Origin of the sequence: Actinoallomurus sp. CA-142502, from assembly GCF_050936355.1 — a bacterium.
GTDB classification, from domain to species: Bacteria; Actinomycetota; Actinomycetes; order Streptosporangiales; family Streptosporangiaceae; genus Actinoallomurus; species Actinoallomurus iriomotensis.
The window spans coordinates 2,540,308-2,563,797 of record NZ_JBNJMY010000001.1; the positions used below are offsets into that span (position 1 = coordinate 2,540,308).

The 23,490-nt window shown below is 71.3% G+C and carries 24 protein-coding genes; 13 read left to right on the top strand and 11 right to left on the bottom strand.

The features are described 5' to 3' along the window. Window positions 1-24: 24 nt before the first annotated feature. Window positions 25-1,437, bottom strand: a complete 1,413-nt coding sequence (locus ACQEV1_RS12395; protein ID WP_433393822.1) for a M1 family metallopeptidase — start codon at window positions 1,435-1,437, stop codon at window positions 25-27. 217 nt (window positions 1,438-1,654) lie between these two features. Beyond that, on the bottom strand, window positions 1,655-2,470 hold the full coding sequence (locus tag ACQEV1_RS12400) for an SDR family NAD(P)-dependent oxidoreductase (protein WP_433393824.1): 816 nt from the start codon (window positions 2,468-2,470) through the stop codon (window positions 1,655-1,657). A 112-nt stretch (window positions 2,471-2,582) separates the two neighbouring features. On the opposite strand from ACQEV1_RS12400, the gene ACQEV1_RS12405 reads away from it, so the two are divergent. Next, entirely contained in the window at window positions 2,583-3,188 is a 606-nt protein-coding gene (locus ACQEV1_RS12405) for a TetR/AcrR family transcriptional regulator (RefSeq protein WP_433393826.1), read from the top strand. A 42-nt stretch (window positions 3,189-3,230) separates the two neighbouring features. Here ACQEV1_RS12405 and hppD read toward each other — a convergent pair whose 3' ends face one another. Continuing rightward, window positions 3,231-4,373, bottom strand: coding sequence for a 4-hydroxyphenylpyruvate dioxygenase (gene hppD / locus ACQEV1_RS12410; protein WP_433393828.1), 1,143 nt, complete (start codon window positions 4,371-4,373; stop codon window positions 3,231-3,233). Between the two features lie 158 nt (window positions 4,374-4,531). On the opposite strand from hppD, the gene ACQEV1_RS12415 reads away from it, so the two are divergent. After that, entirely contained in the window at window positions 4,532-4,999 is a 468-nt protein-coding gene (locus ACQEV1_RS12415) for an Lrp/AsnC family transcriptional regulator (protein ID WP_285571013.1), read from the top strand. 15 nt (window positions 5,000-5,014) lie between these two features. On the opposite strand, the gene greA is transcribed toward ACQEV1_RS12415, so the two are convergent. Continuing rightward, entirely contained in the window at window positions 5,015-5,515 is a 501-nt protein-coding gene (greA, locus tag ACQEV1_RS12420) for a transcription elongation factor GreA (RefSeq protein WP_285571010.1), read from the bottom strand. A 133-nt stretch (window positions 5,516-5,648) separates the two neighbouring features. Beyond that, window positions 5,649-6,014: a DUF4307 domain-containing protein gene (locus ACQEV1_RS12425; RefSeq protein ID WP_285618620.1), complete on the bottom strand. Its 366-nt coding sequence runs from the start codon at window positions 6,012-6,014 to the stop codon at window positions 5,649-5,651. Window positions 6,015-6,170: 156 nt separating this feature from the next. On the opposite strand from ACQEV1_RS12425, the gene mca reads away from it, so the two are divergent. Together mca and ACQEV1_RS12435 are read left to right on the top strand one after the other, a co-directional pair. Then, window positions 6,171-7,037, top strand: a complete 867-nt coding sequence (gene mca / locus ACQEV1_RS12430) for a mycothiol conjugate amidase Mca (protein ID WP_285618903.1) — start codon at window positions 6,171-6,173, stop codon at window positions 7,035-7,037. Further along, window positions 7,034-7,303 carry a hypothetical protein gene (locus ACQEV1_RS12435; protein WP_285571005.1) on the top strand — a complete coding sequence of 90 codons (270 nt, stop codon included), beginning with the start codon at window positions 7,034-7,036 and terminating at the stop codon, window positions 7,301-7,303. The genes mca and ACQEV1_RS12435 overlap by 4 nt, the downstream gene beginning before the upstream one ends. Here the strand turns inward: ACQEV1_RS12435 and ACQEV1_RS12440 are convergent. Continuing rightward, a complete protein-coding gene (locus tag ACQEV1_RS12440) occupies window positions 7,257-8,048 on the bottom strand; it encodes a phosphatase PAP2 family protein (RefSeq protein ID WP_285618616.1) in 792 nt (263 codons plus the stop codon). The genes ACQEV1_RS12435 and ACQEV1_RS12440 overlap by 47 nt on opposite strands. Window positions 8,049-8,316: 268 nt before the next feature. Between ACQEV1_RS12440 and ACQEV1_RS12445 the strand changes: the two genes are divergently transcribed. The 3 genes from ACQEV1_RS12445 (at window position 8,317) to ACQEV1_RS12455 (ending at window position 12,146) form a co-directional block, all read left to right on the top strand. Next, on the top strand, window positions 8,317-9,012 hold the full coding sequence (locus ACQEV1_RS12445) for a response regulator transcription factor (RefSeq protein WP_285570999.1): 696 nt from the start codon (window positions 8,317-8,319) through the stop codon (window positions 9,010-9,012). Further along, a complete protein-coding gene (locus ACQEV1_RS12450; protein WP_285618614.1) occupies window positions 9,012-10,493 on the top strand; it encodes a sensor histidine kinase in 1,482 nt (493 codons plus the stop codon). Before ACQEV1_RS12445 ends, ACQEV1_RS12450 begins: the two co-directional genes overlap by 1 nt. Window positions 10,494-10,613: 120 nt before the next feature. Further along, complete coding sequence (locus ACQEV1_RS12455; RefSeq protein WP_285618613.1) at window positions 10,614-12,146, top strand: S1C family serine protease; 1,533 nt, start codon at window positions 10,614-10,616, stop codon at window positions 12,144-12,146. Between the two features lie 411 nt (window positions 12,147-12,557). On the opposite strand, the gene ACQEV1_RS12460 is transcribed toward ACQEV1_RS12455, so the two are convergent. Beyond that, entirely contained in the window at window positions 12,558-13,976 is a 1,419-nt protein-coding gene (locus tag ACQEV1_RS12460; RefSeq protein WP_433393833.1) for an efflux RND transporter periplasmic adaptor subunit, read from the bottom strand. Window positions 13,977-14,213: 237 nt separating this feature from the next. Here ACQEV1_RS12460 and ACQEV1_RS12465 point away from each other — a divergent pair, with 237 nt between their 5' ends. The 4 genes from ACQEV1_RS12465 (at window position 14,214) to ACQEV1_RS12480 (ending at window position 18,118) form a co-directional block, all read left to right on the top strand. Next, window positions 14,214-15,392 carry an efflux RND transporter periplasmic adaptor subunit gene (locus tag ACQEV1_RS12465; RefSeq protein ID WP_433393835.1) on the top strand — a complete coding sequence of 393 codons (1,179 nt, stop codon included), beginning with the start codon at window positions 14,214-14,216 and terminating at the stop codon, window positions 15,390-15,392. Then, entirely contained in the window at window positions 15,389-16,111 is a 723-nt protein-coding gene (locus tag ACQEV1_RS12470; RefSeq protein ID WP_433393837.1) for an ABC transporter ATP-binding protein, read from the top strand. Before ACQEV1_RS12465 ends, ACQEV1_RS12470 begins: the two co-directional genes overlap by 4 nt. 84 nt (window positions 16,112-16,195) lie before the next feature. Then, window positions 16,196-17,488 (top strand): ABC transporter permease, encoded by a 1,293-nt coding sequence (locus ACQEV1_RS12475; RefSeq protein ID WP_285618609.1) that lies wholly within the window; start codon window positions 16,196-16,198, stop codon window positions 17,486-17,488. Window positions 17,489-17,497: 9 nt separating this feature from the next. Then, the gene (locus ACQEV1_RS12480; protein ID WP_285618608.1) at window positions 17,498-18,118 is read left to right on the top strand and encodes a hypothetical protein; all 621 of its coding nucleotides are present in this window, start codon (window positions 17,498-17,500) and stop codon (window positions 18,116-18,118) included. A 373-nt stretch (window positions 18,119-18,491) separates the two neighbouring features. Here ACQEV1_RS12480 and ACQEV1_RS12485 read toward each other — a convergent pair whose 3' ends face one another. Together ACQEV1_RS12485 and ACQEV1_RS12490 are read right to left on the bottom strand one after the other, a co-directional pair. Further along, window positions 18,492-19,187, bottom strand: a complete 696-nt coding sequence (locus ACQEV1_RS12485; RefSeq protein ID WP_433393840.1) for a permease prefix domain 1-containing protein — start codon at window positions 19,185-19,187, stop codon at window positions 18,492-18,494. After that, a complete protein-coding gene (locus ACQEV1_RS12490; protein WP_285570971.1) occupies window positions 19,184-19,522 on the bottom strand; it encodes a PadR family transcriptional regulator in 339 nt (112 codons plus the stop codon). Before ACQEV1_RS12490 ends, ACQEV1_RS12485 begins: the two co-directional genes overlap by 4 nt. A gap of 25 nt (window positions 19,523-19,547) precedes the next feature. Here ACQEV1_RS12490 and ACQEV1_RS12495 point away from each other — a divergent pair, with 25 nt between their 5' ends. Beyond that, window positions 19,548-19,994 (top strand): DoxX family protein, encoded by a 447-nt coding sequence (locus tag ACQEV1_RS12495; RefSeq protein WP_433393842.1) that lies wholly within the window; start codon window positions 19,548-19,550, stop codon window positions 19,992-19,994. A gap of 221 nt (window positions 19,995-20,215) precedes the next feature. On the opposite strand, the gene ACQEV1_RS12500 is transcribed toward ACQEV1_RS12495, so the two are convergent. Together ACQEV1_RS12500 and ACQEV1_RS12505 are read right to left on the bottom strand one after the other, a co-directional pair. Further along, window positions 20,216-20,746: a hypothetical protein gene (locus ACQEV1_RS12500; protein ID WP_433393844.1), complete on the bottom strand. Its 531-nt coding sequence runs from the start codon at window positions 20,744-20,746 to the stop codon at window positions 20,216-20,218. 80 nt (window positions 20,747-20,826) lie between these two features. Beyond that, the gene (locus ACQEV1_RS12505) at window positions 20,827-21,180 is read right to left on the bottom strand and encodes a hypothetical protein (protein WP_285618601.1); all 354 of its coding nucleotides are present in this window, start codon (window positions 21,178-21,180) and stop codon (window positions 20,827-20,829) included. Between the two features lie 179 nt (window positions 21,181-21,359). Between ACQEV1_RS12505 and ACQEV1_RS12510 the strand changes: the two genes are divergently transcribed. Further along, on the top strand, window positions 21,360-23,342 hold the full coding sequence (locus tag ACQEV1_RS12510) for a thioredoxin domain-containing protein (RefSeq protein WP_433393846.1): 1,983 nt from the start codon (window positions 21,360-21,362) through the stop codon (window positions 23,340-23,342). The last annotated feature ends 148 nt before the right edge of the window (window positions 23,343-23,490 follow it).

Genomic DNA, 23,490 nt, shown 5'->3' on the forward strand with positions numbered 1-23,490 from the left:
GCGTCGGTGCGGCGTTCCGTCCGGCTACCAGTTCACGGGGCGCCCTCTGTCGTACAGCCACACCTGGAACAGATGGCGCAGGTCCATGCCGGAGACCCGCTGGGCGAGCGCCGTGAACTGCGCGGTCGTGGCGTTGCCGTGCCGGTGCTCGGCGGTCCAGGCACGCAGGATCGCGAAGAACCGCTGGTCACCGACCTTCTTGCGCAACGCGTGCAGCGCCATCGCACCGCGGTCGTAGACCGAACGGCCGAACAGCGCGGTGCGGCCGGGCGCGGCCGGCGGGATGTTCCACAGGTCGGAGCCGCGCGTCTGGGAGTACCGGCTGTCGAACTGGCTCTGGACCGTGTCGGCGGGGTTCTCCCGCTCACCCCACATCCACTCGGCGTACGTCGCGAACCCCTCGTTGAGCCACATGTCGCCCCACCGCGTCACCGAGACGCTGTCGCCGAACCACTGGTGGGACAGCTCGTGCGCGACCACGGTGGGCAGCGCGGCCATGCCCGCGATGTACTCCGGCCTGGTCTGGGTCTCCAGGGCGAACTGCACCGGCGCGTCGTCGACCACCCCACCCGTCGAGGTGAAGGGGTACGGGCCGAAGAGCTTGGCCCAGGCGTCGGTGACCTTCACCGTGTTGTCGTACAGGGAGTCCAGGCCGGCCTGGTCGATGGAGGAGTCGACGGCGACGTAGACCGGAACCCCGCCCGGCGTGCGTCCTTGGCGGACCTTGAACCGGCCGACGTCGACCATCGCGAGGTAGGTCGCCATCGGATCGCGTTCGCGCCAGGTGTAGGTGACCGCGTCACCGGACTCGGTGGTGCCGGCGAGCTCGCCGTTGGCCACCGCGGTCAGCCCGCGCGGCACGGTGACGCGGAACCCGAACGTCGCCTTGTCCCTCGGGTGGTCGTTGCTCGGGAACCAGCTGTGCGCCCCGTCGGGCTCGTCGCCGGTGAACACGCCATCGCCGGTACGGATCCAGCCGTACTTGCCGAGCAGGTGGTCGTCGACCGCCTTCGGGTTGCCGGAGTAGGTGACGGCCACCGTGAACGAGCCGCCCCGGGCGATCGGCTTCGGGGGAGTGACGACCAGCTTGCCGGGCACTCGGCTGTGCGTCGCGGACACCCCGCCGACCGTGACCTTGGTGACGTCGAGCCCGGTGAGGTCGAGATCGAACCGGCTCAGCGCCTGAGTGGCGGTCGCGGTGATCGTCGTGGTGCCGGCGATCGCCGGATGCGCCTGCGGGGTGATCTTCAGGTCGAGGTCGTAGTGCTGGACGTCGTAGCCGCCGTTGCCGCTGCCGGGCACCACGGAGTCGCCGGCGCTCGCGGCGCCGGGCGCCGCGTGCGCGGCCTGCTGCGCGGGGACACGGGCGCTGCCTGCCGTACAGGCCGTCAGGGCCAGGGGCAGGAGGACGCTCGCGGCGGTCCGGCGGGCTTTCATCGATACAGAGTGGCTGGTCAGCGGCCCAAACGCCAAATCGGGAGGGTGCAGCCGGGGCTTCGGACGTACGGAACGGGCATTGCGGGCGTCATCCCACCCAGCTCAAAACGGGCGTCTTTCCCGGCCAGCGGCGAAGTCACGGTCCTGGCCGGGAATGCGACGTCCTCAGGGCCACGGCGGTGATCCTCGCCGCCACGACGCTCGTCCTGCGGTCACGTCAGCCGGGCGCCATGCGGCTGAGGTGCTCCCACTCGCGGTACTGCGCCGTGCGGGCCTGAAGGCTTTGCTGCACCATGTCGAAGGACGCGCCGCCGACGATGAGCCGCCGGGGCGGCTCCGGCAGGTCGACCAGCTCCATGATCACGGGGGCGGCCGTGCTCGGGGAGGGACCGGCGTCCTCGCCCCACATCTCGATCATCTTGTCGCGCAGTTCCTGGTAGTGCGGGTCGGGCGTCGTCGCCGTGGTGCCCGTGGTGAACAGGCCGGTGTCGTAGTCGCCCATCTGGACGATGGTGAGCTTGACGCCGAACTGCTCGGCCTCCATCGCCACGGCCTCGGAGACCGAGTCGAGGGCCGACTTGCCGGCCGCGTACAGGCCGACCATCGGAAAACCGCCGCCGGTGCCCATCGTCGTGACCTGCAGGATGCGCCCGCCGCCCTGGGCGCGCAGATGCGGGAGCACAGCCTGGGTGACCCAGACCGCGCCGAAGAGGTTGACGTCGAAGTGGGCCCTGATCTGTTCTTCCGTCGCCTCCTCCACCATGCCCAGCAGCATGCCGCCGGCATTGTTGACCACGATGTCGAGCCTGCCGAAGGCCGCCGCCGCCCGGTCCACGGTCGCGAACACGGCCGCGCGGTCGCTGACATCCAGGGGCAGCCGTACCAGCCGGTCGGGGTATTTCCCGGCGAGGTCGGCGAGCGGCTCGACGTTCCGCGCGGCCCCGACGACCCGGTCGCCCGCCTCCAGCGCCGCCTCCGCGAACGCCCGGCCCAGACCGCGCGACGCGCCCGTGATGAACCACACACGGTTCATGGACTTCACCCCCTCCTGTCTGGTTCTCCGTAACGAGGCAAGACGATACGTCTCGCCTCGGCAAGATGTCAAGACGGAACGTCTCGTCTCATAGAGTGGTACGATCCGGGTCATGGTCAAGCCGCCCAACCCCGCCCGCCGCAGCGAGCGCTCCCGGCAGGCCATCCTCACCGCCGCCCGCGAGCTGATCGCCGAGATGGGGTACGCCAAGCTGACCATCGAGGGCATCGCGGCCCGGGCCGGCGTGGGAAAGCAGACCATCTACCGCTGGTGGCCCTCCAAGGGCGCTGTGATCTTCGACGCCTTCCTGGCGCTGAGCGAGTCCGGACCGGGACAGGGCGTGGCTCTGCCCGACACCGGCGACCTGGAGGCCGATCTCAAGGTGGTGATGCGGGCGACGGTGGCGGAGTTCGCCGACCCCGCGTTCGAGGGGCCGATCCGCGCGCTCAACGCCGAGATCGTCAACGACCCCGCGTTGGCCGCCCAGTATCGCGAGAAGCTGGGCGGTCCGGTGGACGAGGCCAAGAAGGCCCGGCTGCGCAGCGCGCAACGGGCCGGGCAACTCGCCGCGGACGCCGACCTCGACCTGGCGCTGGAGCTGCTGTACGCACCTCTCTACCAGCGCTGGCTGCTCCGCTCCGGCCCGCTCACCCCCGAATACGCCGACGCCCTCGTCGAGGTCTTTCTCAAGGCCATGCGGCCGGACGTCGTCCGCTGACGACGCCCGGACCGGGCGGGACACGATCCGCCGCGGAAGCGGTCAGAGGTTGCCGCGGCGTTCCTGCTCGCGCTCGATCGCCTCGAACAGGGCCTTGAAGTTGCCCTTGCCGAAGCCGAGCGACCCGTGCCGCTCGATCAGTTCGAAGAAGACCGTCGGGCGGTCCTGTACCGGCTTGGTGAAGATCTGCAGCAGGTAGCCGTCCTCGTCGCGGTCGACCAGGATGCCGCGCTTCTGCAGCTCCTCGATCGGCACGCGCACCTCGCCGATGCGGCTCCGCAGCTCCTCGTCCTCGTAGTAGGAGTCGGGCGTGGTGAGGAACTCCAGGCCGGCGGCGCGCATCGCGTCGACGGAGTAGAGGATGTCGTTCGTCGCCAGGGCGATGTGCTGCATGCCCGGACCGCCGTAGAACTCCAGGTACTCGTCGATCTGCGACTTCTTCTTCGCGATCGCCGGCTCGTTGAGCGGGAACTTGACCTTGCCGCGGCCGTCCGCGACGACCTTGGACATCAGCGCGGAGTACTCCGTGGCGATGTCGTCGCCGATGAACTCCTTCATGTTCGTGAAGCCCATGACGCGCTTGTAGAAGCCCACCCACTCGTCCATCCGGCCGAGCTCGACATTGCCCACGCAGTGGTCGATCGCCTGGAAGAAGCGCCGGTCGCCGGGGGCCACGATCGGGTCGGCGGCGACGTACCCGGGCAGGTACGGGCCGGAGTAGTCGCCCCGCTCGACGAGGGAGTGGCGGGTCTCGCCGTACGTGGCGATGGCGGCGATCACGACCCGGCCGTGCTCGTCCTCCAGCACGTGCGGCTTGTCCAGCCCGGTCGCGCCCTGGGCGACGGCGTGCTCGTACGCCGCGGTCGCGTCCGGCACCTCGATGGCCAGGTCGATCGCTCCGTCACCGTGCTCGGCGACGTGGCGGCCCAGGTCGGTGCCGGCGTGCACGGCGCCCTTGAGCACGAACCGCGCGCCGCCCGACTCCAGGACGTACGCGGTCTCGTCCCGGCTGCCCGTCTCCGGCCCCTTGTACGCCACGCAGCGCATGCCGAACGCGGTGGAGTAGTAGTGCGCCGCCTGCTTGGCGTTGCCCACGGCGAACACGACGGCGTCCATGCCCCTGACCGGGAAGGCGTCCGCCTCGCGCGCGTCGGCCGGAACGTGTTCGTTGGCTGCGGTCGTCATGGTGCTCCTCACGCGACGGGTGAACGACAGCTCGACCCCCTCAATGTCGATCCCGTCCACAGGTTGCGCAAGAGCACTTGAAATAGCTGAGCAACCTGTACACCCTGATCCCGAGGACACTCGAAAATCTGTACAGGCTGCCTACAGCGAGGAACGCCATGATCGACGAACTCGACGCGCGGCTGATCGCGCTGCTGGCCGACGAGCCGCGCATCGGCGTGCTGGAGTGCTCGCGCCGGCTCAGCGTCGCGCGCGGCACCGTGCAGGCACGCCTGGACCGGCTACAGCAGCGCGGCGTGATCCGGGGCTTCGGCCCCGAGGTCGACCCGGCCGCCCTCGGCTACCAGGTCACCGCGTTCGTGACGCTGGAGATCCGGCAGGCGGGCGGGCACGACTCCGTCGCGGCACGGCTGGCCGCCATCCCGGAGGTGATCGAGGTGCACACGATCACCGGTGGGGGCGACATGCTGTGCCGCATCGTCGGACGCGGGAACCAGGACCTGCAACGGGTCATCGACCTGATCGTCGATGTGGAAGGCGTGCACCGGACGTCGACCGTGATCGCGTTGGCGACCCCCGTGCACCAGCGGACCCTGCCGCTGGTGCACGCGGCCGTACGTCAGTGAGACAGGCCCTAAGGCTCAGGAGCCGCCGTAGGGCGTGGCGTCGAGGATCTCGACGGACATGCTCTTGCCGTTGGGCAGCGTGTACTTGGCCTTCTCGCCGACCTTCTTGCCGTTGATGGCGGCGCCGAGGGGCGACTTGGGGGAGTAGACGTCGATCGGGGCGCCGCTCTCCTCACGCGAGGCCAGCAGGAACGTGACCTCCTCGTCGTCGCCCACGAACTGGATGGTCACCGTCATTCCGGGACCGACCACGCCCTCCGCACGCGGCGCCTCGCCGACGCGCGCGTTCTGCAGGATCTGCTGAAGCTGGAGGACGCGGCCCTCCTGCTTGCCCTGCTCTTCCTTTGCCGCGTGGTAACCGCCGTTCTCGCGGAGGTCACCTTCCTCGCGGGCGGCCTCGATCTTTGCGGCGATCTCGATCCGGCCTTCGCCCGTGAGGTAGTCCAGCTCGTGCTTGAGCCGGTCGTACGCCTCCTGGGTAAGCCAGGTGACGTTGGCATCGCGGGTCTCGGTCACGGGTACTCCTCATCCACGTGAAGTGCGGCCGTAGAACTCTCAAGGCTACCGGCATTCAAACGTGAAGTAGCCAGCGCAAGAGAGCTTTGTGTCGTTATGACGCTCTTGTTTGTTCCCCAGGGGAGAGCCGGTATTAACCTGTACGGCACCCCTGGACGTCAACCGCGGTCGCACGGGACCTCGTCGGAAGCTGCTGGCGGCGATCGACGTCACCCGTGCCGGTCGGCACGGTCACCTCCATTCGCCCCACTTCCGCGTGAGCCGTGTCGTACGCGATGAGCGCACAGCGCACATTGTCGCCCTTGGACTTGGAGATCTGGTAATGCACGCGGACCGACCGGTCGGCCGCCTGCCAGGAGACGATCTGCGGCGTGATCCCCGGAGTCCCCTCCGTGTGCGCCATGATGATGGCCCAACCGGCGGCGCAGATCGCGACGAACACCCCGATGACCGCATAGGCCACCCCGTTACGCCTGGTGGTGGTGCCGGTCGAGCTCATGGGAATCTCCGTGCGGGGCGGTGTTGTTCTCAGGGAGAATCATGCTTCGCGGTGCGGTCGCCGGACGCCCGGTCCCGCATCGGATGAATACGACCTTACGCTCACGGGGAGCCTGAGTTGTCCGAGACCTCGACGTGTCGCGAACCGCTGCGCCTGATGGCCGTGCACGCCCATCCGGACGACGAGTCCAGCAAGGGCGCGGCGACCATGGCGCGCTATGCCGCCGAAGGCGTTCAGGTCCTCGTGGTGACCTGTACCGGAGGCGAGCGCGGCGACATCCTCAACCCGGCGATGGACCGCCCGGAGATCAAGGCCGACCTCGCCGCCGTGCGCATGCAGGAGATGGCCAGGGCCCGCGAGATCCTCGGCGTCGACCAGCGGTGGCTCGGCTTCGTCGACTCGGGCCTGCCGGAGGGCGACCCGCTGCCGCCGCTGCCGGAGGGCTGCTTCGGCCTGCAGCCGATCGAGGTCGCCAGCGAGCCGCTCGTGCGCGCCGTACGGGAGTTCCGCCCGCACGTGATCCTGACCTACGACGAGAACGGCGGTTACCCCCACCCCGACCACATCATGACCCACAAGGTCTCGGTGGAGGCCTTCGACGCGGCGGGCGACCCCGACCGCTACCCCGGCGCCGGGGCGCCGTGGCAGCCGCTCAAGCTCTACTACCACATGACCTTCCACCAGGATCGCTACCTCGCCGAGCACAAGGCGATGCTCGACGCCGGCCTCGAGTCGCCGTACGAGGAGATGCTCCAGCGCTGGCAGGACCGGCCGCTGAAGTGGGAGATCACCACCAAGGTGCCCTGCGCGGACTACTTCGACCTACGCGACCAGGCGCTGATCGCCCACGCCACGCAGATCGACCCGAACGGGCCCTTCTTCGCCTGCCCGACCGACCTCCGGCGCAAGGCATGGCCGACCGAGGACTACCATTTGGCACGTTCACTGGTGGACACCGAGCTGCCGGAGGACGATCTGTTCGCCGGCGTTCACGAGGTCCAGGAAAAGGTGTGCCTGCCATGATGGTTCTCGCGGTCAACGAAGACCAGGTGACGCCTGGGGTCGGCGCGTTCCTCATCGTCGCGGCGCTGGGCGTGACGCTCTTCTTCCTGATCCGCTCGATGAACAAACGAATCGCGCGCATCCAGGCCCCGAGCGAGGACGACCTGCGCCAGGCCGAGTGGGAGCGTCGCCAGACCGGCCGGGACTCCGGTGACCAGGCCGGCAAGGCGGCCACCGGCGTCAAGAAGGCTGAGTCGCCCTCCGGAGGCGATCGGCCGGACGCCTGACGCGGCGTCGCTCGCGCAGCCGGGCGAGCAGCGCCCCGGCGGCGATCACCGCCAGGCCGGCGATGGCATCCGCGATGTAGTGGTTGGCGGTGCCGACCACGACGACGAGCATGAACACCGGATAGAGGGCGCCGAGCACTCGCAGCCAGCGCCAGGTCGTGTTGCGCGCGATCTGCCAGCCGCACCAGGCGGCCCAGCCGACGTGCAGGGACGGCATCGCCGCGAACTCGTTGGTCAGGCCGGCCAGACCGCGGGGCGCGCTGGCCGCGTCGCCCCACCAGCCCCAGTCGTGATACCTGGCGAGCGTGTCGACGAAGCCGGGCAGCATGCGCGGCGGGGCGGTGGGGAACAACCAGAACCCGAGCAGCCCGATGAGCGTCGCGATCACCAGCGCCGTACGCGCGCCGCGGTAGACGCCGGGCCGGCGGCGCCACAGCCACACCAGCACCAGCGGCGTCACCACGTAGTGCAGCATGGCGTACGCGTAGGACAGCGGCACGCCGAACTCCGGGATCGACGAGACGGCGTGGTTGATGCTCGTCTCATCCGCGATGCGCAGCGTGCGCTCCAGGTCCAGCACGCGATGGGCGTTGGCGAACGCCTCGCCGTGGCCGGCGGAGACGAGCAGGCGCACTCCGTCGTACAGCAGGTACATCGCGCCGAGCAGGGCGACCTCGCGCCACCATCGGGGACGGATCCTCGTGTCGGGAGCCGAGATCGGTGGAGCCGGTGCGAGCCGGCTCATCCCGTGCACGCCGTGATCAGCATGAGGCCCCCTCCGCCGGCGATCCCCCGGAGCGAGGGAGCCCTTGTCCCCGCGCAAAAGTATATATGTGCAAAGTACATCTATAGCGGCCGGAACAGGTCGGTGTGGCCCGGAGGCTCCCGGCGTGTCGCCTTGGTGGCTGTGCGCCCGGCATGCCGGTCAACGCCCAGGAGCCGAAACGTGTTCCTCCAGTCCTTCGTCAGGGCACGTTCAGGTAGTACTCAACTCCGCAGGCCAGGATGGGACTGTGAGTGAAGCGCGACTGCTCGTGGTCGAGGACGAGCCCAACATCCTGGAACTCCTGTCCGGCAGCCTCCGCTACGCCGGGTTCGAGGTCGTCACCGCGACCGGTGGCAGTGACGCGGTGCAGGTGGCCCTGCAGCGCCGCCCCGATCTCATTGTGCTCGACGTCATGCTGCCCGACATGGACGGTTTCGACGTCATCCGCAGGCTGCGCGGCGGCGGGGCGCACATCCCGGTGCTGTTCCTCACCGCGAGAGACGCCACCCAGGACAAGATCCGCGGCCTGACCCTCGGCGGCGACGACTACGTGACCAAGCCGTTCAGCCTCGAAGAGGTCATCGCCCGCATCCGCGCCGTGCTCCGGCGCGCCCAGGGCGGCCCGGCCGAGGCGCCGCCTCGGCTGAGCTTCGCCGACCTCGAACTGGACGAGGAGAGTCACGAGGTGTGGCGGGCCGGCAAGCCCATCCAGCTCTCGCCGACCGAGTTCAAGCTGCTGCGCTACTTCATGACCAACGCCAACCGCGTGCTGTCCAAGGCGCAGATCCTCGACCACGTGTGGGACTACGACTTCCGCGGCGACACCGGGATCGTCGAGTCCTACGTCTCGGTGCTGCGCCGCAAGCTCGACAAACTCGGACCCCGCCTGATCCACACCCTGCGCGGAGTCGGCTACGTGCTGCGCCTGCCGCCGGAGCAGTAATGCCGCCCTGGCTGACCCGCCTGTCGGCGCGGACCCCGCTGCGGGTCAAGCTCATCGCCGCCTCGCTGGCGCTCGTCGCCCTGGCGCTGGTCGCGGTGAGCGTGGCGAGCGTCTCGGCGATGCGCGGCTACCTGCTGGACAAGACCGACCGGCAGCTCACCGGGTTCGCCCGCGTGACGGCCCGGGTGATCAGCCAGCCCGGACCGACCCAGACGAAGGTGCCGGTGACCGGGCAGTTCGTCGTCCAGGTACGCGACGCGACCGGCAGGGTCCTGGCCGACTCGGGCAAATCGATCTGGCGTGACTCCGTGCCCGATCCCGCCGTGCCGCAGGACGCCGTGTGGCTGGCGACGCACGCCGAGCAGGCCGTCACCGTCGGCGCGGTGTCCGGCGACGGCCACTGGCGCGTCCACATCGAGCCCATCGCCGGCGGCTACGTGGTCGTGGCCGCGGACCTGCGCGACGTCGCGCGCACGACCGGCCGTCTCATCGGCGTGGAGATCGTCGTCGGCAGCATCGTGCTGGTGCTCGTCATGGGCCTCGGCATCGCGATCGTCCGCGCCAGCCTGCGCCCGCTGGTGCACATCGAGCACACCGCCGAGGGCATCGCGGCGGGCGACCTGTCGCGCCGCGTGCCCGACGCCGACCCGCGTACGGAGGTCGGCCGGCTCGGCAACGCGCTCAACGGCATGCTGACCCAGATCGAGACGGCGTTCCGCGCCCAGGCGAAGTCGGAGGCGACCGCCCGCGAGTCGGAGGAGCGGATGCGCCGCTTCATCGCCGACGCCAGCCACGAGCTGCGGACGCCGCTGGCGGTGATCCGGGGCTTCGCGGAGTACTACCGGCAGCGTTCCGACGTCCCGCCGGACGAACTGGACCGGCTGATCGGCCGGGTCGAGGACGAGGCCGCGCGCATGGGCGTCCTGGTCGACGACCTGCTGCTGCTGGCCCGGCTCGACCAGCAGCGCCCGCTGGCGCGCAAGCCGGTCGACCTTCTCGCGCTGGCCGCCGACGCCGTCCACGACGCGCGCGTCGTGGACGGCTCACGGGAGATCACGCTGTCGGTGCGCAGCGGTTCGGCCTTCATCGTGACCGGCGACGAGGTGCGTCTCCGGCAGGTGATCGGCAACCTGGTGAGCAACGCGCTGCGGCACACGCCGTCCGGCACGCCCGTCGAGGTGGTCGTACGGTCCGGGCTGCTCGGCGGCTCTCCGGCGGCCGTACTCGAGGTCGTCGACAGCGGTCCGGGCATGCCGCCCGAACAGGCCGATCGGGTGTTCGAGCGGTTCTACCGCGCCGACCCGGCCCGGAGCCGCGGCGGCACCGGCCTCGGCCTGGCGATCGTCGCCGGGCTGGTCGAGGCCCACGGGGGCACCGTCTCGGTGGAGACCGCGCCCGGTGAGGGCGCGACGTTCCGCGTCATCCTGCCGCTCGATCCGGACGCGGTCGAGACCGACGCGGTGGAGTCGGCGCCTCTTTAGGAGCCGCGCGGTCTTAACACAGCCCTTATTGCGGCAACATTCAGGCGCGTCTCAGCGGAAGTCCAGTCCCGTTGGCGATTCTCTGAGTATCACCAGATGAGGGATCTTGGGGAGTGAGCGATGGAGACCCACGAGCAGCCGGCGGGCGGCCACGAGGAAGAGCCGCGCGGCGAGGCGCCACTGGAGTCGGAACGGGAGACCGGCACCTCCCCGGCCGCGTCGGATCAGTCGACGTACGTGCAGGCCTGGCCACCGCCTCCGGCCCCGCGGACGCCGGCCGACGATGAGACCGGACCGGTGCCCGCGGCGCAAGCGCAGCCCGGCGGTTCCGGTCAGCAGCAGGCGTACGGCCAGCAGGAGGGCCCGCAGGCGTACGGTCAGCCGGGCTACGGCGGACAGGCCTACGGACAGCCGGCGCCCGGGCAGCAGGTGCCCGGTCCGCACGACCGGCCCTACGGCCAGGCGGCGTTCGGCGAGCAGGGGTACGGTCCCGGCCCGGCGTACGGCCAGGCTCCCGGCGGACACCCGTGGTGGACGGCGAAGCGGAAGGTCGCGGCGGGCGGTCTCGCCCTGGCGCTGATCCTCGGCGGCGGTCTCGCCGGAGGCGCCGTGGCGGCGGTGGTCGGCGGCAGCGGCACCACGTACGCCAGCCCGACCGCCGTGAAGCCCGCGTCCAGCAAGTCGGCCACCGGCGTCGCGGCGATCGCCCAGGCGGTGCAGCCGAGCACCGTGTCGATCACCGTGACGACCCAGCAGGGTCAGGACGAGGGCACCGGCGTCATCATCCGGTCCGACGGCATGATCCTCACCAACAACCACGTGGTCGCGGACGCCTCGGGCGGCGGCCAGATCACGGTGAAGTTCAACGACGGCAAGAAGGCCTCGGCGCAGATCGTCGGCACCGACCCGGCGACCGACCTCGCGGTGATCAAGGCGGCGGGGGTGTCCGGGCTCAAGCCGGTGACGTTCGGCAACAGCGACCAGCTGCAGGTCGGCGACCCGGTGGTGGCGATCGGCAGCCCGCTCGGCCTGGAGGGCTCCGTGACGTCCGGCATCGTCAGCGCCCTGCACCGTACGCTCACCGAGAGCGGCGAACAACAGCAGCAGCCGGGCCTCCCGTTCGGCGGCGGCGGCCAGAACCAGGGCCAGCAGAACAACTCGGGCGGTACCGCGATCGGCGACGCCATCCAGACGGACGCCGCGATCAACCCGGGCAACTCCGGCGGCCCGCTGGTGAACGCCTCCGGCCAGGTCATCGGCATCAACACCGCGATCGCCACGTCCGGCAACGGCAACGGCAACATCGGCGTCGGCTTCGCCATCCCGATCGACACGGCCAAGCAGGTCGCCGACCAGCTCATCAAGACCGGCAAGGCCACGCACGCCTACCTGGGAGTGACGCTGTCCGACGCGGAGGGCGACCAGCAGGGCGCCCTGGTGGCGTCCGTGCAGAGCGGCACCCCGGCCGCCTCGTCCGGTCTGAAGGAAGGCGACATCGTCACCCAGGTGGACGGCAAGGCGATCGACGGCGCCGACGACCTGTCCGCGGCGATCCGCGGGCACAACCCGGGCGACAAGATCTCCCTGACGTATCTGCGCAACGGCCAGAAGCACACGGCGAACGTGACGCTGACGTCCAACGGCGGCACCTGACCGGGAGACCCGCGGTGCCCGCACGCCCGTGGGGCACCGCGCGGTCCCTCCCCCGACGGCCCGAGCCGGCCCGACCGGCCCGGGCCGTTCGCATGACCGGGGTCCGCCGTACGGGGGATGCTCCCTTACACCGGGCGACTGTTCCGGCGCGGTGCGAGCTCGTCGCCGCTTCCCGGCCGCCGCCGCCCGGGGGCCGACCGGCACCGTGCGGTCGCTCCCAGGACGGCGGTCGGCCATCGGAGGGATGCTCCTTCACATCGGGCGACCGGGGGCGGCGCGAGATCGACGCCGCCCGCCACCGCTTCCCGGCCGGTTCGGCCGCTCAGGGTCCGGGCGAGGTCGCCGACATCGCGTCCGTGCGATCGTCGGCCGTACACGGTGCTCACGGCTCGGGCCGTTCGCGGGATGGGGTCAGGCGCCCGGGAAGGTGGGGGTGGGGAAGCCGTCCGTGTCCGTTCCGGACGGTACGACGACGTGGTCGCCGGCGCTCAGGCCCGACGTGACGGCGACGTAGCGGTCACTGTGGATGCCCGTGCGCACGGTGCGGACCGTCGTGCGGCCGTCCTTGCGGACCAGGACCGTGGCCTGGCCGTTCGACGTCGGGTGGACCGCGCCGGCCGGCACGTACAGCGTGCTCTCCGCCTGGGCGGTCACCACCTCGACGGTGGCGCTCATGCCCGTACGCAGGCCTGCGGGGGGTGTGTCGTCCAACGAGACCATCACGCCGAACAGCGCCCGGCTGCCGTCGCTCGTCGCGGCGGGGTCGATGCCCGCGACCGTGCCGCGGTAGGTGCGGTCGGCGCTCATCGCGAGGCTGATCTCGGCCGACTGGCCGAGCTTCAGCTGGTTCACCTCACCGAGCGGGAACATCGCGCGGACCTGCAGGTCGTCCAGGTCGCCGAGGGTGATGAAGCCGGTGCGGCCCTGGCCGGTGACCTGACCGCCGACCGTGCCGCCCACCGACAGGACGGTGCCGTCCATCGGAGCGGTGAGCTCGGTGGCGGCGAGCGTGCGTTCCGCCTCGCGTTCCTTGACCTCGGCCTGGGTGACGCTCGCCGCGGCGAGCTGCACCGAGTTGACCTGGCAGCCGCCGCCGTTCCCGCCGCCGCGGGCGCCTCCGCCGGATCCCGCGCCGGCGCCGGCGCGCCCGCCGCCGTTCCCGCGGCTCTGGCTCGGCCGTGCGGTCGGCTTCGAGCTGTGGGTGGGGGACTGCGTGGGACGCGACTTCGTCGGCGTCGGCGTCGGAGACGTACGGGTGGGAGTGGGCTTCGGCGTCGGGGTCGGCGTTCTGCGCGTCGGTGTGGGCGTCGGGGTCGGCGTCTTCGACCGGGTGGGCCGGGAGGACGGCCGCGACGTCGTGCCGCGGGACGATCCCGAGCCCTGGCGTCCGTTCCCGGAGGAGTAGTCGGCCTGCTGCGTCTGCCCTCCGCCGCCCGCGCCGCCTCCGGAGCCGCCGCAGATGCCCTGCTGTGCCTTGCCGTAGGTGTCATCGGCCGCGGCGACGGCCGCCTTCGCGGCCTCGAGCTGCGCGCGTGCGTCGGTGTCGTCGAGGCGCGCGAGGACCTTTCCGGCCCGTACCTTGTCGCCGGGGGAGACCTCGATCTTCGTCACCGTTCCCGACGTGCCGAACACCAGGTCACGCGTGTCGGCGCTCTGGATGTTCCCGGCCGCGCCGACCGTCGCCGTGACGTCGCCGCGCAGAACCGTCGCCTGCGTGACGGCACGCGCGGGCGAGTCGCCCACCGCCACCAGCCCGCTGGCGAGGACGACGACCGCGCCGGCGGCGAGCCAGGGGGGTTTGCGTAGATCGCGGAGGGTCGGCCGGTTCACGGATCGAGATCCTCGTGGTCCAAGGTGACGGTGACCCGAGTCTGGCCTGAGAGTTTCCTGAACGAACCCTGCCCGGGTTCACCCGGCCGCGGCGACGTGCCTCGGGCGGTGTGCCACCGGCCAGGACATCTACCGTAAAAGGTCCATATGCGGCCGTCGTGCGACATCTCCCCGCACGCAGAAACCTTTCAGGGAGGTATCAGGTTCACCCCAGCCGGGTCCGTGACGCTGTAGCGAGTGAAAGCCCTCCTTCGTCGCCGGCGCCTGCTGCTCAACGGCGCTCTGGCTCTTCTTCTCGTCGTCGGGGTCGGCGTCGCCTACCTGTCGCTGCACGACGACGCGGGCGCCTCGTCGCCCGGCCGCATCGTCCGCGTGAGCCGCGGCACCATCGTGTCCTCGGTCTCGGCCTCCGGCTCGGTGGCCAGCGCGAAGTCCCGTGACCTCTCCTTCGGGACGAGCGGCACGGTCGACTCGATCAAAGTCCAGGTCGGCGACAAGGTGAAGAAGGGGCAACTCCTCGCGACGCTCGACGACACGAGCGCGCAGGACGACCTGAAGTCCGCGAAGGCCGCGCTCAGCGCCGCCGAGGCGGGCGACACCTCGACCCCCTCGGGCTACTCCAGCTACGTGCAGGCCAAGGCCTCCTACGACAGCGCCCTGCGGGCGCTCGACGGCACCGAGCTCACCGCGCCCTTCAGCGGGACGGTCATCGCGGTCAACGGGTCGGTCGGCGGCTCTTCCAGCGGGTCGAGCAGTTCGAGCAGCAGTTCCAGCAGCAGCAGCTCCGGGAGCAGCGGAGGCGGAGGCGGCGGGGGCGCGTCCTCGTCCACCTCGTCGAGCAGTACGTCCAGCTCCGGCAGCGGGTTCATCACCATCGCCGACACCTCGAAGCTGGACGTCAAGGGCGAGTTCACCGAGTCCGACGTCTCGAAGATCAAGAAGAGCCAGCAGGCGTCGGTGACCTTCGACGCCATGCAGGGCACGCGGGCGACCGGCAAGGTCACCGCGATCGACCAGACCTCGACGACGTCCAACAACGTCGTGCAGTACGGCGTGACCGTCAGCCTCACCGACCCGCCGAGCGGCCTGCGCATCGGCGCCACGGCGACGGTCCAGATCACCACGGCCAGCGCGCAGAACGTCCTGTACGTGCCCACCGCCGCCGTACGGACCGCGGGCGGGCGGGGCACCGTCACGGTCATGTCCGGCGGCAAGCAGGTCACCAAGGTCGTGGAGACCGGGATCCAGGGTGACCAGGGCACCGAGATCAAGTCCGGGCTGAACGAGGGCGACCAGGTCCTGGTCGCCAGCAGCGGCGGTACGACGGGCGGCAACGGCTTCCCGACCGGCCGGTTCCCCGGCACGGGCGGCATCGGTGGCGCCGGCGGCGGAGTCCGGGGCGGAGCCCGCGGATGACCGTCCTCGACGTCCGTGACGTCACCAAGGTGTACGGCGAGGGCGGCACGGCCGTGCAGGCGCTGCGCGGCGTGTCGCTGGCCGTCGAGCAGGGCGACTATGTCGCGATCATGGGCGCGTCCGGCTCGGGCAAGTCGACGCTGATGAACATCCTCGGCTGCCTCGACGTGCCCAGCTCCGGTCGCTACCTGCTGGACGGCACGGACGTGGGCACCCTGGACGACCGCCGGCTCGCGATCGTGCGCAACCGCAAGATCGGGTTCGTCTTCCAGTCGTTCAACCTCATTCCGCGGATGAGCGCGCTCGCCAACGTCGAGCTGCCGCTCGCGTACGGCGGGGTGAAGGCGGCCGACCGCAGGCGGCGGGCGCTCGCCGCCCTCGACCGCGTCGGGCTCAGCGAGCGGGTCGACCACGAGCCGAACGAGCTGTCCGGCGGCCAGCAGCAGCGGGTGGCGGTCGCGCGGGCCCTCGTCACGGCGCCCGCGCTGCTGCTCGCCGACGAGCCGACCGGCAACCTGGACACCCGGTCGACCGCCGACGTGCTGGAGGTCCTCGACGGCCTCAACGCCGCCGGCCGTACGATCGTGCTGATCACGCACGAGGACGACGTGGCACGCCACGCCAAGCGGGTGATCCGCCTCGTCGACGGCCTGATCGTCGACGACCGGCGCACAACGCACGTGGACGAGCCGCCGCCCGGGTTGGTGGGGCTGCGATGAGCGGGAGCGAATCCGACGCAGCGAGCGAAGTGGCGGGCGAGGTACGAGCCCTCCGCGCAGCGAGTGAGGAGCGGTGAGCGACCAATGACACGCGAAGTACTCACGTTCGCGTTCCGCGGCCTGGCGGCGAACAAGCTTCGCAGCGGCCTGACGACGCTCGGCATCCTGATCGGCGTCGGCGCGGTGATCCTGCTCGTGGCGGTCGGCAACGGCTCGTCCAAGCAGGTGCAGCAGAACATCGAACGGCTCGGCACGAACACGCTGACCGTCACACCCTCGACGTCGCGTGGCGGCGCCGGCGCGCGCGGGGGCGGCGGTGGGTTCGCCCGCGCGTTCGGCGGCGGCGGTGCCCCCGGTGCCGGGGCGCAGCAGCAGACCGGGCCGCGTACCCAGGCGCACGACCTGACCGTCGACGACGCGCGGGCGATGGCCGACGCGTCGGCGGCCCCGTCGGTCAAGAGCGTCTCGCCGGTGGTCAACGCCTCCTCGGCGAACGCCGCGTACGCGGGGACCAGCCACGCGATCCAGCAGTTCGTCGGCACCTACCCGACGTACTTCGAGGCGTCCAACGACCCGATCGACCGCGGCACCTACTTCACCAACGACGACGTGCTGAACGACCGCAAGGTCGTCGTGATCGGGCAGACCGTGAACGAGGACCTGTTCGGCACGGTCGACGCGGTCGGCAAGCAGATCACCGTCAACGGCGTGAACTTCACCGTCGTGGGAGTGCTGAAGACCAAGGGGTCGTCGGGCTTCCAGGACGCCGACGACGTGGCGATCGCGCCGCTCCCGGCCGTCCAGGAGAGCCTGACCGGGTACGGCGCGCTGAACCAGATCGTCGTGCAGGCCAAGACGCCCAAGACCGTCGACGCCGCGCAGTCGGAGATCACCGACATCCTGAACCAGCGGCACGGCATCACCGGCAGCAACACGGCGGACTTCCAGATCATGAACCAGGCGACACTGCAGTCGGCGATCAGCAGTAGCAGCAAGACGTTCACCGTGCTGCTCGGAGCGGTGGCGGCGATCAGCCTGCTCGTCGGCGGGATCGGCATCACCAACATCATGCTGGTCACGGTGACCGAGCGAACCCGTGAGATCGGCATCCGCAAGGCGATCGGCGCGCCGCGCGGCGCCATCCTCGGCCAGTTCCTCGTCGAGGCGACCGTGCTCAGCCTCCTGGGCGGGCTGCTCGGCGTCGCCGCCGGTGTGATCGGCAGCGAGTTCAAGGTGGTGGGGGTCAAGCCGGTCATCGTCCCCAGCTCGATCGTGCTGGCCCTCGGGGTCTCCGTCGCGATCGGCCTGTTCTTCGGCAGCTATCCCGCCAACCGCGCGGCCAAGCTCCGGCCCATCGAAGCCCTCCGCCACGAATAGGGAGCAACCGTGACTGGAACCCGGCGCAAGACGAACGACGCGCCACCTGAGGACCTCGATGTGCCACCCGAGGATCTGCTGAACACCCCGCCGTTCGAGGGCGACCTGGCAGAGGAGCTCAAGGCCGACGAACGGCCGAGACGCCGGCCGCCGTCGGCCACCGTCCTGCTCGTCGCGGGCGTCCTACTGGTGGGCGGCTTCGTCGGCGGCGTACAGGCCGACCGCCACTGGGGCGCCAAGAACTCATCCGACCCGGCGGCCGTGCTCGGCCAGCTCCGGCGAGGCACCGGGCAGGGCGGTACCCGGGGCCAGCCGGGCGGTGGTTTCGGCGGCTTCGGAGGCTTCGGCGGTCAGAACGGCGGCCAGAACGGCGGCCAGCCGGGCGGTCAGAACGGCGGTACGCCGACGGCGGGCAGCGGCACGTCGGGCACGGTGAAACTCGTCGACGGCGACACCATCTACGTCCAGACCCCGAACGGAATCGTCCGCGTGAAGACGACCGGCTCCACGAAGATCACCGTCGCCAAGAAGGCGACGGCCAAGGCCCTCAGGGCCGGCTCCAAGATCACCGTCCAGGGCTCCGCGGGCCAGGACGGTACGGTCACGGCCACGAGCGTCCAGGGCGGCTGACCGCCGACGCCGCGAGGCAGGCCCGGACCGCGGTGGGCGTGGGCGGCGGTCCAGGTGTCCGAGGTCGGTGCGCAGGTCGTCGTCCGGTGCTCGACGGGCCGGGATGGTGGGGTGATGGCCGGGAGCGTCCAGGGCGGGTTGACCGTCGGCGCGGCGAGGCAGGTGCAGGCGACGGTCAAGGTTCTTGGGGTCGGCGTGTAGGTCCGTCATCGTTCAGTGTTCGGCGGGCCGGGATGGTGGGGTGACGGCCGGGAGCGTCCAGGGCGGGTTGACCGTCGGTGCGGCGAGGCGGGTGTGGTGGCGGTCAAGACGCTCGGGGGCGGCGTGCCGGTCGTCGTCCGGTGCTCGGCGGGCCGGGATGGTGCGGTGACGGCTACGAGTGTCCAGGGCGGCTGAGGGCCCGCGTCGCGAGGCAGGTTCGGACCGCGCGGCCCGCGTAGGCGAGGCGGATGAGGCTGGCGGCCGCGGCCGTCGCCGCCGGGAACACGGCGAAACGGCTCGGCGCGGCGGCGACCTGCACGGCGAACAGGGCGAGCAGGGTGAGGTCGATCGGGGCCGTACCGCCGGCGGCGATCGCCGCGGTGACCAGGGGACGGCCGGGCAACCGGCCGACGAACCGGCCGGTGGTGGCCATCGTGAAAAGGGTGCCGGCGATAGCGGCCGCGAGGGCGAGCACGGCGAGGAGGATGACCGGCCGGGCCTCGGCGGGGGTACCGGCCCACTGCCAGGGCGGAACGGTCCTGCCGCCCATGGCGGTGACCGTCCACAGGCCGCCGATCAACGGGCCGGCCGTCACCAGGGGCAGCACGACCCGGCGAGCCTGGGCGGCGGCCAGTTCGGCGTGGAATCCCTCGGCGACCCGCTCGGGCCCGCCGAACTCCGCGACGGCGGCGCGGGCGGCCTGGACGGCACTCAGCCCGGCGGCTCGGTGGGCGTCGGACGCGTCGGCGAGACCGGCTTCCAGCTCGGCGAGGATGTCGCGGCGCGCCCTGGCGGGGCCGGTCAGCCGGGCGGCGATCTCGGCCAGGTAGGTCCCGATGACCTCGTCGACGGCGCCGGGACCGGTCACGACGTCACCGGCCGCCGATGCGGCCCGAGCAGGGCGGTGACGGCGGAGGAGAACTCCTGCCAGGCATGACGTTCGTCGTCGAGCGTCCGGCGGCCGCTGGGCGTGAGCTCGTACACCCGCCGGCGTCGCCCGCCTTCCTCGGACCACTGCGCGCGGACGTGCCCGGCGCGTTCGAGACGGCGCAGGGCCGGATAGATCGTGCCGGTGGGCAGGTCGAACCGGCCGTCGCTGCCCGCGCGCAGGATCTCCATGACCGCGTATCCGTGGCGGGGACCGTCCTCCAGCGCGGCGAGCAGCATGCCGTCCAGATGGCCCTTCAACGCTTGCGCACTCATACGTAGCAAAGCTACCGTCGGCAGTATGAGTAGTAAAGCTACATGTAGTGATACTGCTGTAGCGCGGGGGCTCGGCCGGTCCGGGCTCACGCGCCCGCGGGCGCTCGCGTACTGGTCGGCCACCGCCCTGGTCACGGCCGAACTGGGAGTCGGCGGCCTGTGGGACGTCGCCCGCATCCCGTACGTCCGCGACCTCGTGACGCACCTGGGCTATCCGCCCTATTTCCTGGTGCTGCTGGGCTGCTGGAAGATGCTGGGCGCCGCGGCCCTGCTCGCGCCGGGGTACGCGTTGCTGAAGGAGTGGGCCTACGCGGGCGTCCTGTTCACCTACAGCGGGGCCATCGTGTCCCACCTGGCCACCGGGTACGCGCTCGGGGAGCTGGCACCGCTCACCGCCATGACGGCCCTGACCGTCGTGTCCTGGTCACTACGCCCACCGAGCCGCCGAACCCACCGCGCGGCGGCCCCTTGACGCCGGCTCCGCCCCCCGGCCGTCGGGTGGGCCCCGTAGCGGACCCCTCCCTCCCGGGGGGCCATCCCAATTTCATCGTCCCAAGCTCGGGAAAGCAGCGGAAGAGCGATCCACGGCTTGTGGACAACCAGGGTCCGTACAGCGGGGAGCCGCGCGGGGGAGGGAACCCGCGCGGCCGGAGAGACCCGCGCGGGGGAGGAGGGCCCGCGCGGGGATCTGGGTCAGCTCGGTGACGGACGCGGGGAGAACGTCGGGAGCAGCGGCTTGCAGGTCTTGACCGCCTTGGCGACCTTCGGGTCCGCCGTGTTGAGGCCGCCGAGGAAGCCCGCGCCCGGGGAGCGGCGGGCGCCGGGGGTGCGCTGGGCTCCGGGTGTGCGCCGGGCGCCCGGTGTCGGGGTGGGCAGCTTCACTCCGTGGTCGGACAGGCAGCTGCGGTACGCCTGCAGTTCCTGCATGCCCTGTCCGCCGAAGCGGCCGCCCTGCGGGGCCAGTGACCGGCAGGCCTGGACCGCCTGCTGGTCGCCGCCGCCGAAGAAACCACCGCCGCCTCCGGACGGACGGCCCGACGGGCGTGCGGTCGGGACGTTCACGCCGTGCTGTTTCAGGCAGGCGGCGTACGCGGCGAAGCCGCCCGAGGACGCCGATCCGGAAGGCGAGGCCGCCGCCTTGTCGCCCGAGGAGGATCCGCAGGCCGCGGTGAGGAGCAGTGCGGCGCCCGTCGCCAGCAGCACTCCACCCTGGAGGATTCGCATGCTGCCGGATGGTGGCCCACCATCCTGGAGCCTGCCTCCGACGAACCTGAAAGGTTCCGCAACGCCAGGGTGGCGGACGCTCAGAAGGCGACGTTGCCGCTTACCTCGCCGCTCACCGCGCCGTCCGCGGCGATGGTCCGTTCGGCGGCGAGCACCCAGTGGCGCAGCTGGGCGGCGGCCTGCGGATCGCGGCCGGCGTCGTCGACGAGCGCCTTCGCGAGGGCGCGGATCGCGTCCGGGTCACCCGGCCGCTCGCCCAGGCGCTTCACCGCCTCGACGGATGTGGTGTTGCGGCCGAAGAGTCGCCGCACGACCGAGGTCAGCGACTGCCACAACTGCTCGCCGCCCTTTTCCGTGGTGCTGTTGAAGATCTTCGACAAGAGCGAGACCAGCGCCGAGACCGAAATCAGATCCACTATGCACACTCCGCCCATGATGACTCCTCTGCATAGGTTAGTTCGCTTGGCCGGGCCATACGCTGAAATCGCGCTGCGCAATTGCCGAAGATGTCCCGCCGGACCGGCTTTCGCGGCCCACTACGGTGGAACCGTGGGCCGCCGCGACGAGGGCCCGAGCACGGCACCAGCGCACCCGGCCAGATTCCGGAGACCCGATGAACCGGCTGAAGGACGCCACCAGCCCGTACCTGCTGCAGCACGCCGACAACCCCGTGCACTGGTTCCCCTGGGGCGATGACGCCTTCGAGGAGGCCCGGCGCAGGGACGTCCCGATCCTGCTCTCGGTCGGCTACAGCGCCTGTCACTGGTGCCACGTCATGGCCCACGAGTCGTTCGAGGACCCGGCGACGGCGCGGATGATGAACGACCTGTTCGTCAGCGTCAAGGTGGACCGCGAGGAGCGCCCCGACGTCGACGCCGTCTACATGGAGGCCACCCAGGCGATGACGGGCCAGGGCGGCTGGCCGATGACCGTGTTCATGACGCCGTCGGGCGAGCCGTTCTACTGCGGCACCTACTTCCCCCGCGCGCACTTCCAGCAGCTCCTCCAGGCGGTCTCCCAGACGTGGCGCGACCGGCGCGACGAGGTCCTCGCGCAGGGGCAGAAGGTCGTCGGCGCGCTGACCGGCGCGACCGGGCTCGGGGGCGGCGCCGCCCCGTCGGAGGAGGTGCCGGCCGCCGCCGTGCGCGGGCTCGCGGAGGGGTACGACCGGGTACGCGGCGGGTTCGGCACGTCGCCGAAGTTCCCGCCGTCGATGGTGCTGGAGTTCCTGCTGCGCCGCGCCGCGCGGGGCGGCGAGGGGCTGGAGACGGCCCTGGAGATGGCGGACGCCACGCTCACGGCGATGGCGCGCGGCGGCATCTACGACCAGCTCGGCGGCGGCTTCGCGCGCTACTCCGTGGACGCCGCCTGGGTCGTGCCGCACTTCGAGAAGATGCTCTACGACAACGCGTTGCTCGCCCGCGTCTACGCGCACTGGTGGCGGCTCACCGGCGCCGAGGAGGGCCGGCGGATCGCCCTGGAGACCTGCGACTGGATGCTGGCCGACCTGCGGACCGCGCAGGGCGGGCTCGCCAGCGCCCTCGACGCCGACAGCGAGACACCGGAGGGCCGGCACGAGGAGGGCGCCTACTACGTCTGGACGCCCGAGCAGCTCACCGAGGTCCTCGGCGCCGACGACGGCGCGTACGCCGTGGAGCTGTTCGAGGTCACCGGCACCTTCGAGCACGGCAGCTCGGTCCTGCAGCTTCCGCGCCCGCCCGAAGACCGCGAGCGGTACGCGCGGGTGCGCGCGGCGCTGCTGGCGGCCCGTGCGCGGCGCGTCCCGCCGGGACGGGACGACAAGGTCGTGGCCGCCTGGAACGGCCTGGCGATCGCGGCGCTCGCCGAGTGCGGGGCGTACTTCGACCGGCCCGACCTGGTCGAGGCCGCGATCGAGGCCGCGCGGCTGCTGCGCGACGTCCACTGGCGCGACGGGCGGCTGCGGCGCACCTCACGCGAGGGCCGGGCCGGTGACAACGTCGGCGTGCTGGAGGACTACGCCGACCTGGCCGAGGGACTCATCGCGCTGTACGGCGTGACCGGCGACGCGGCGCACGCGGCGTTCGCGGGCGAACTGCTCGACGTCGTGCTCGACCGGTTCGCCGACGGCCAGGGCGGGTTCTTCGACACCGCCGACGACGCCGAGCGCCTCTGGAAGCGCCCGCAGGACCCGACCGACAACGCGACGCCGTCCGGGCAGTTCGCCGCCGCCGGGGCGCTGCTGTCGTACGCGGCGCTCACCGGCTCGGCGCGGCACCGCGACGCGGCCGCCGCCGCGCTCGCCCCGGTGGTGCCGCTCGCCGAGCGGCACGCGCGGTTCGCCGGCTGGGGCCTGGCCGTCGTGGAGGCGCTGCTCGCCGGCCCGCTGGAGGTGGCCATCGCCGGCCCGGCGGACGACCCGCGCACCCGCGAGCTGCACCGTACGGCGCTGCTGAGCCCGGTGCCCGCCGTCGTGGCGACCGGCGACGGCGTCCCGCTCATGGAGGGCCGCACGCCCGTCGACGGACGCCCCGCGGCGTACGTGTGCCGGGAGTTCACCTGCCGGATGCCGGTCACCGAGACCGCCGCGCTTCAGAAAGAACTGACGACAGGCTGATTCGGTCACTGCGGACATTCGCTTACTGACCGTGCGTACGCGCCGAAAGGCCGCTCATTGGAATTTCTGTCAACATCGGCGCCGAACGGTCTTGATCTTTCAGTTATCGCAGTGTTACCTCAATGGCGGGCGCCTGTACGCATGATGC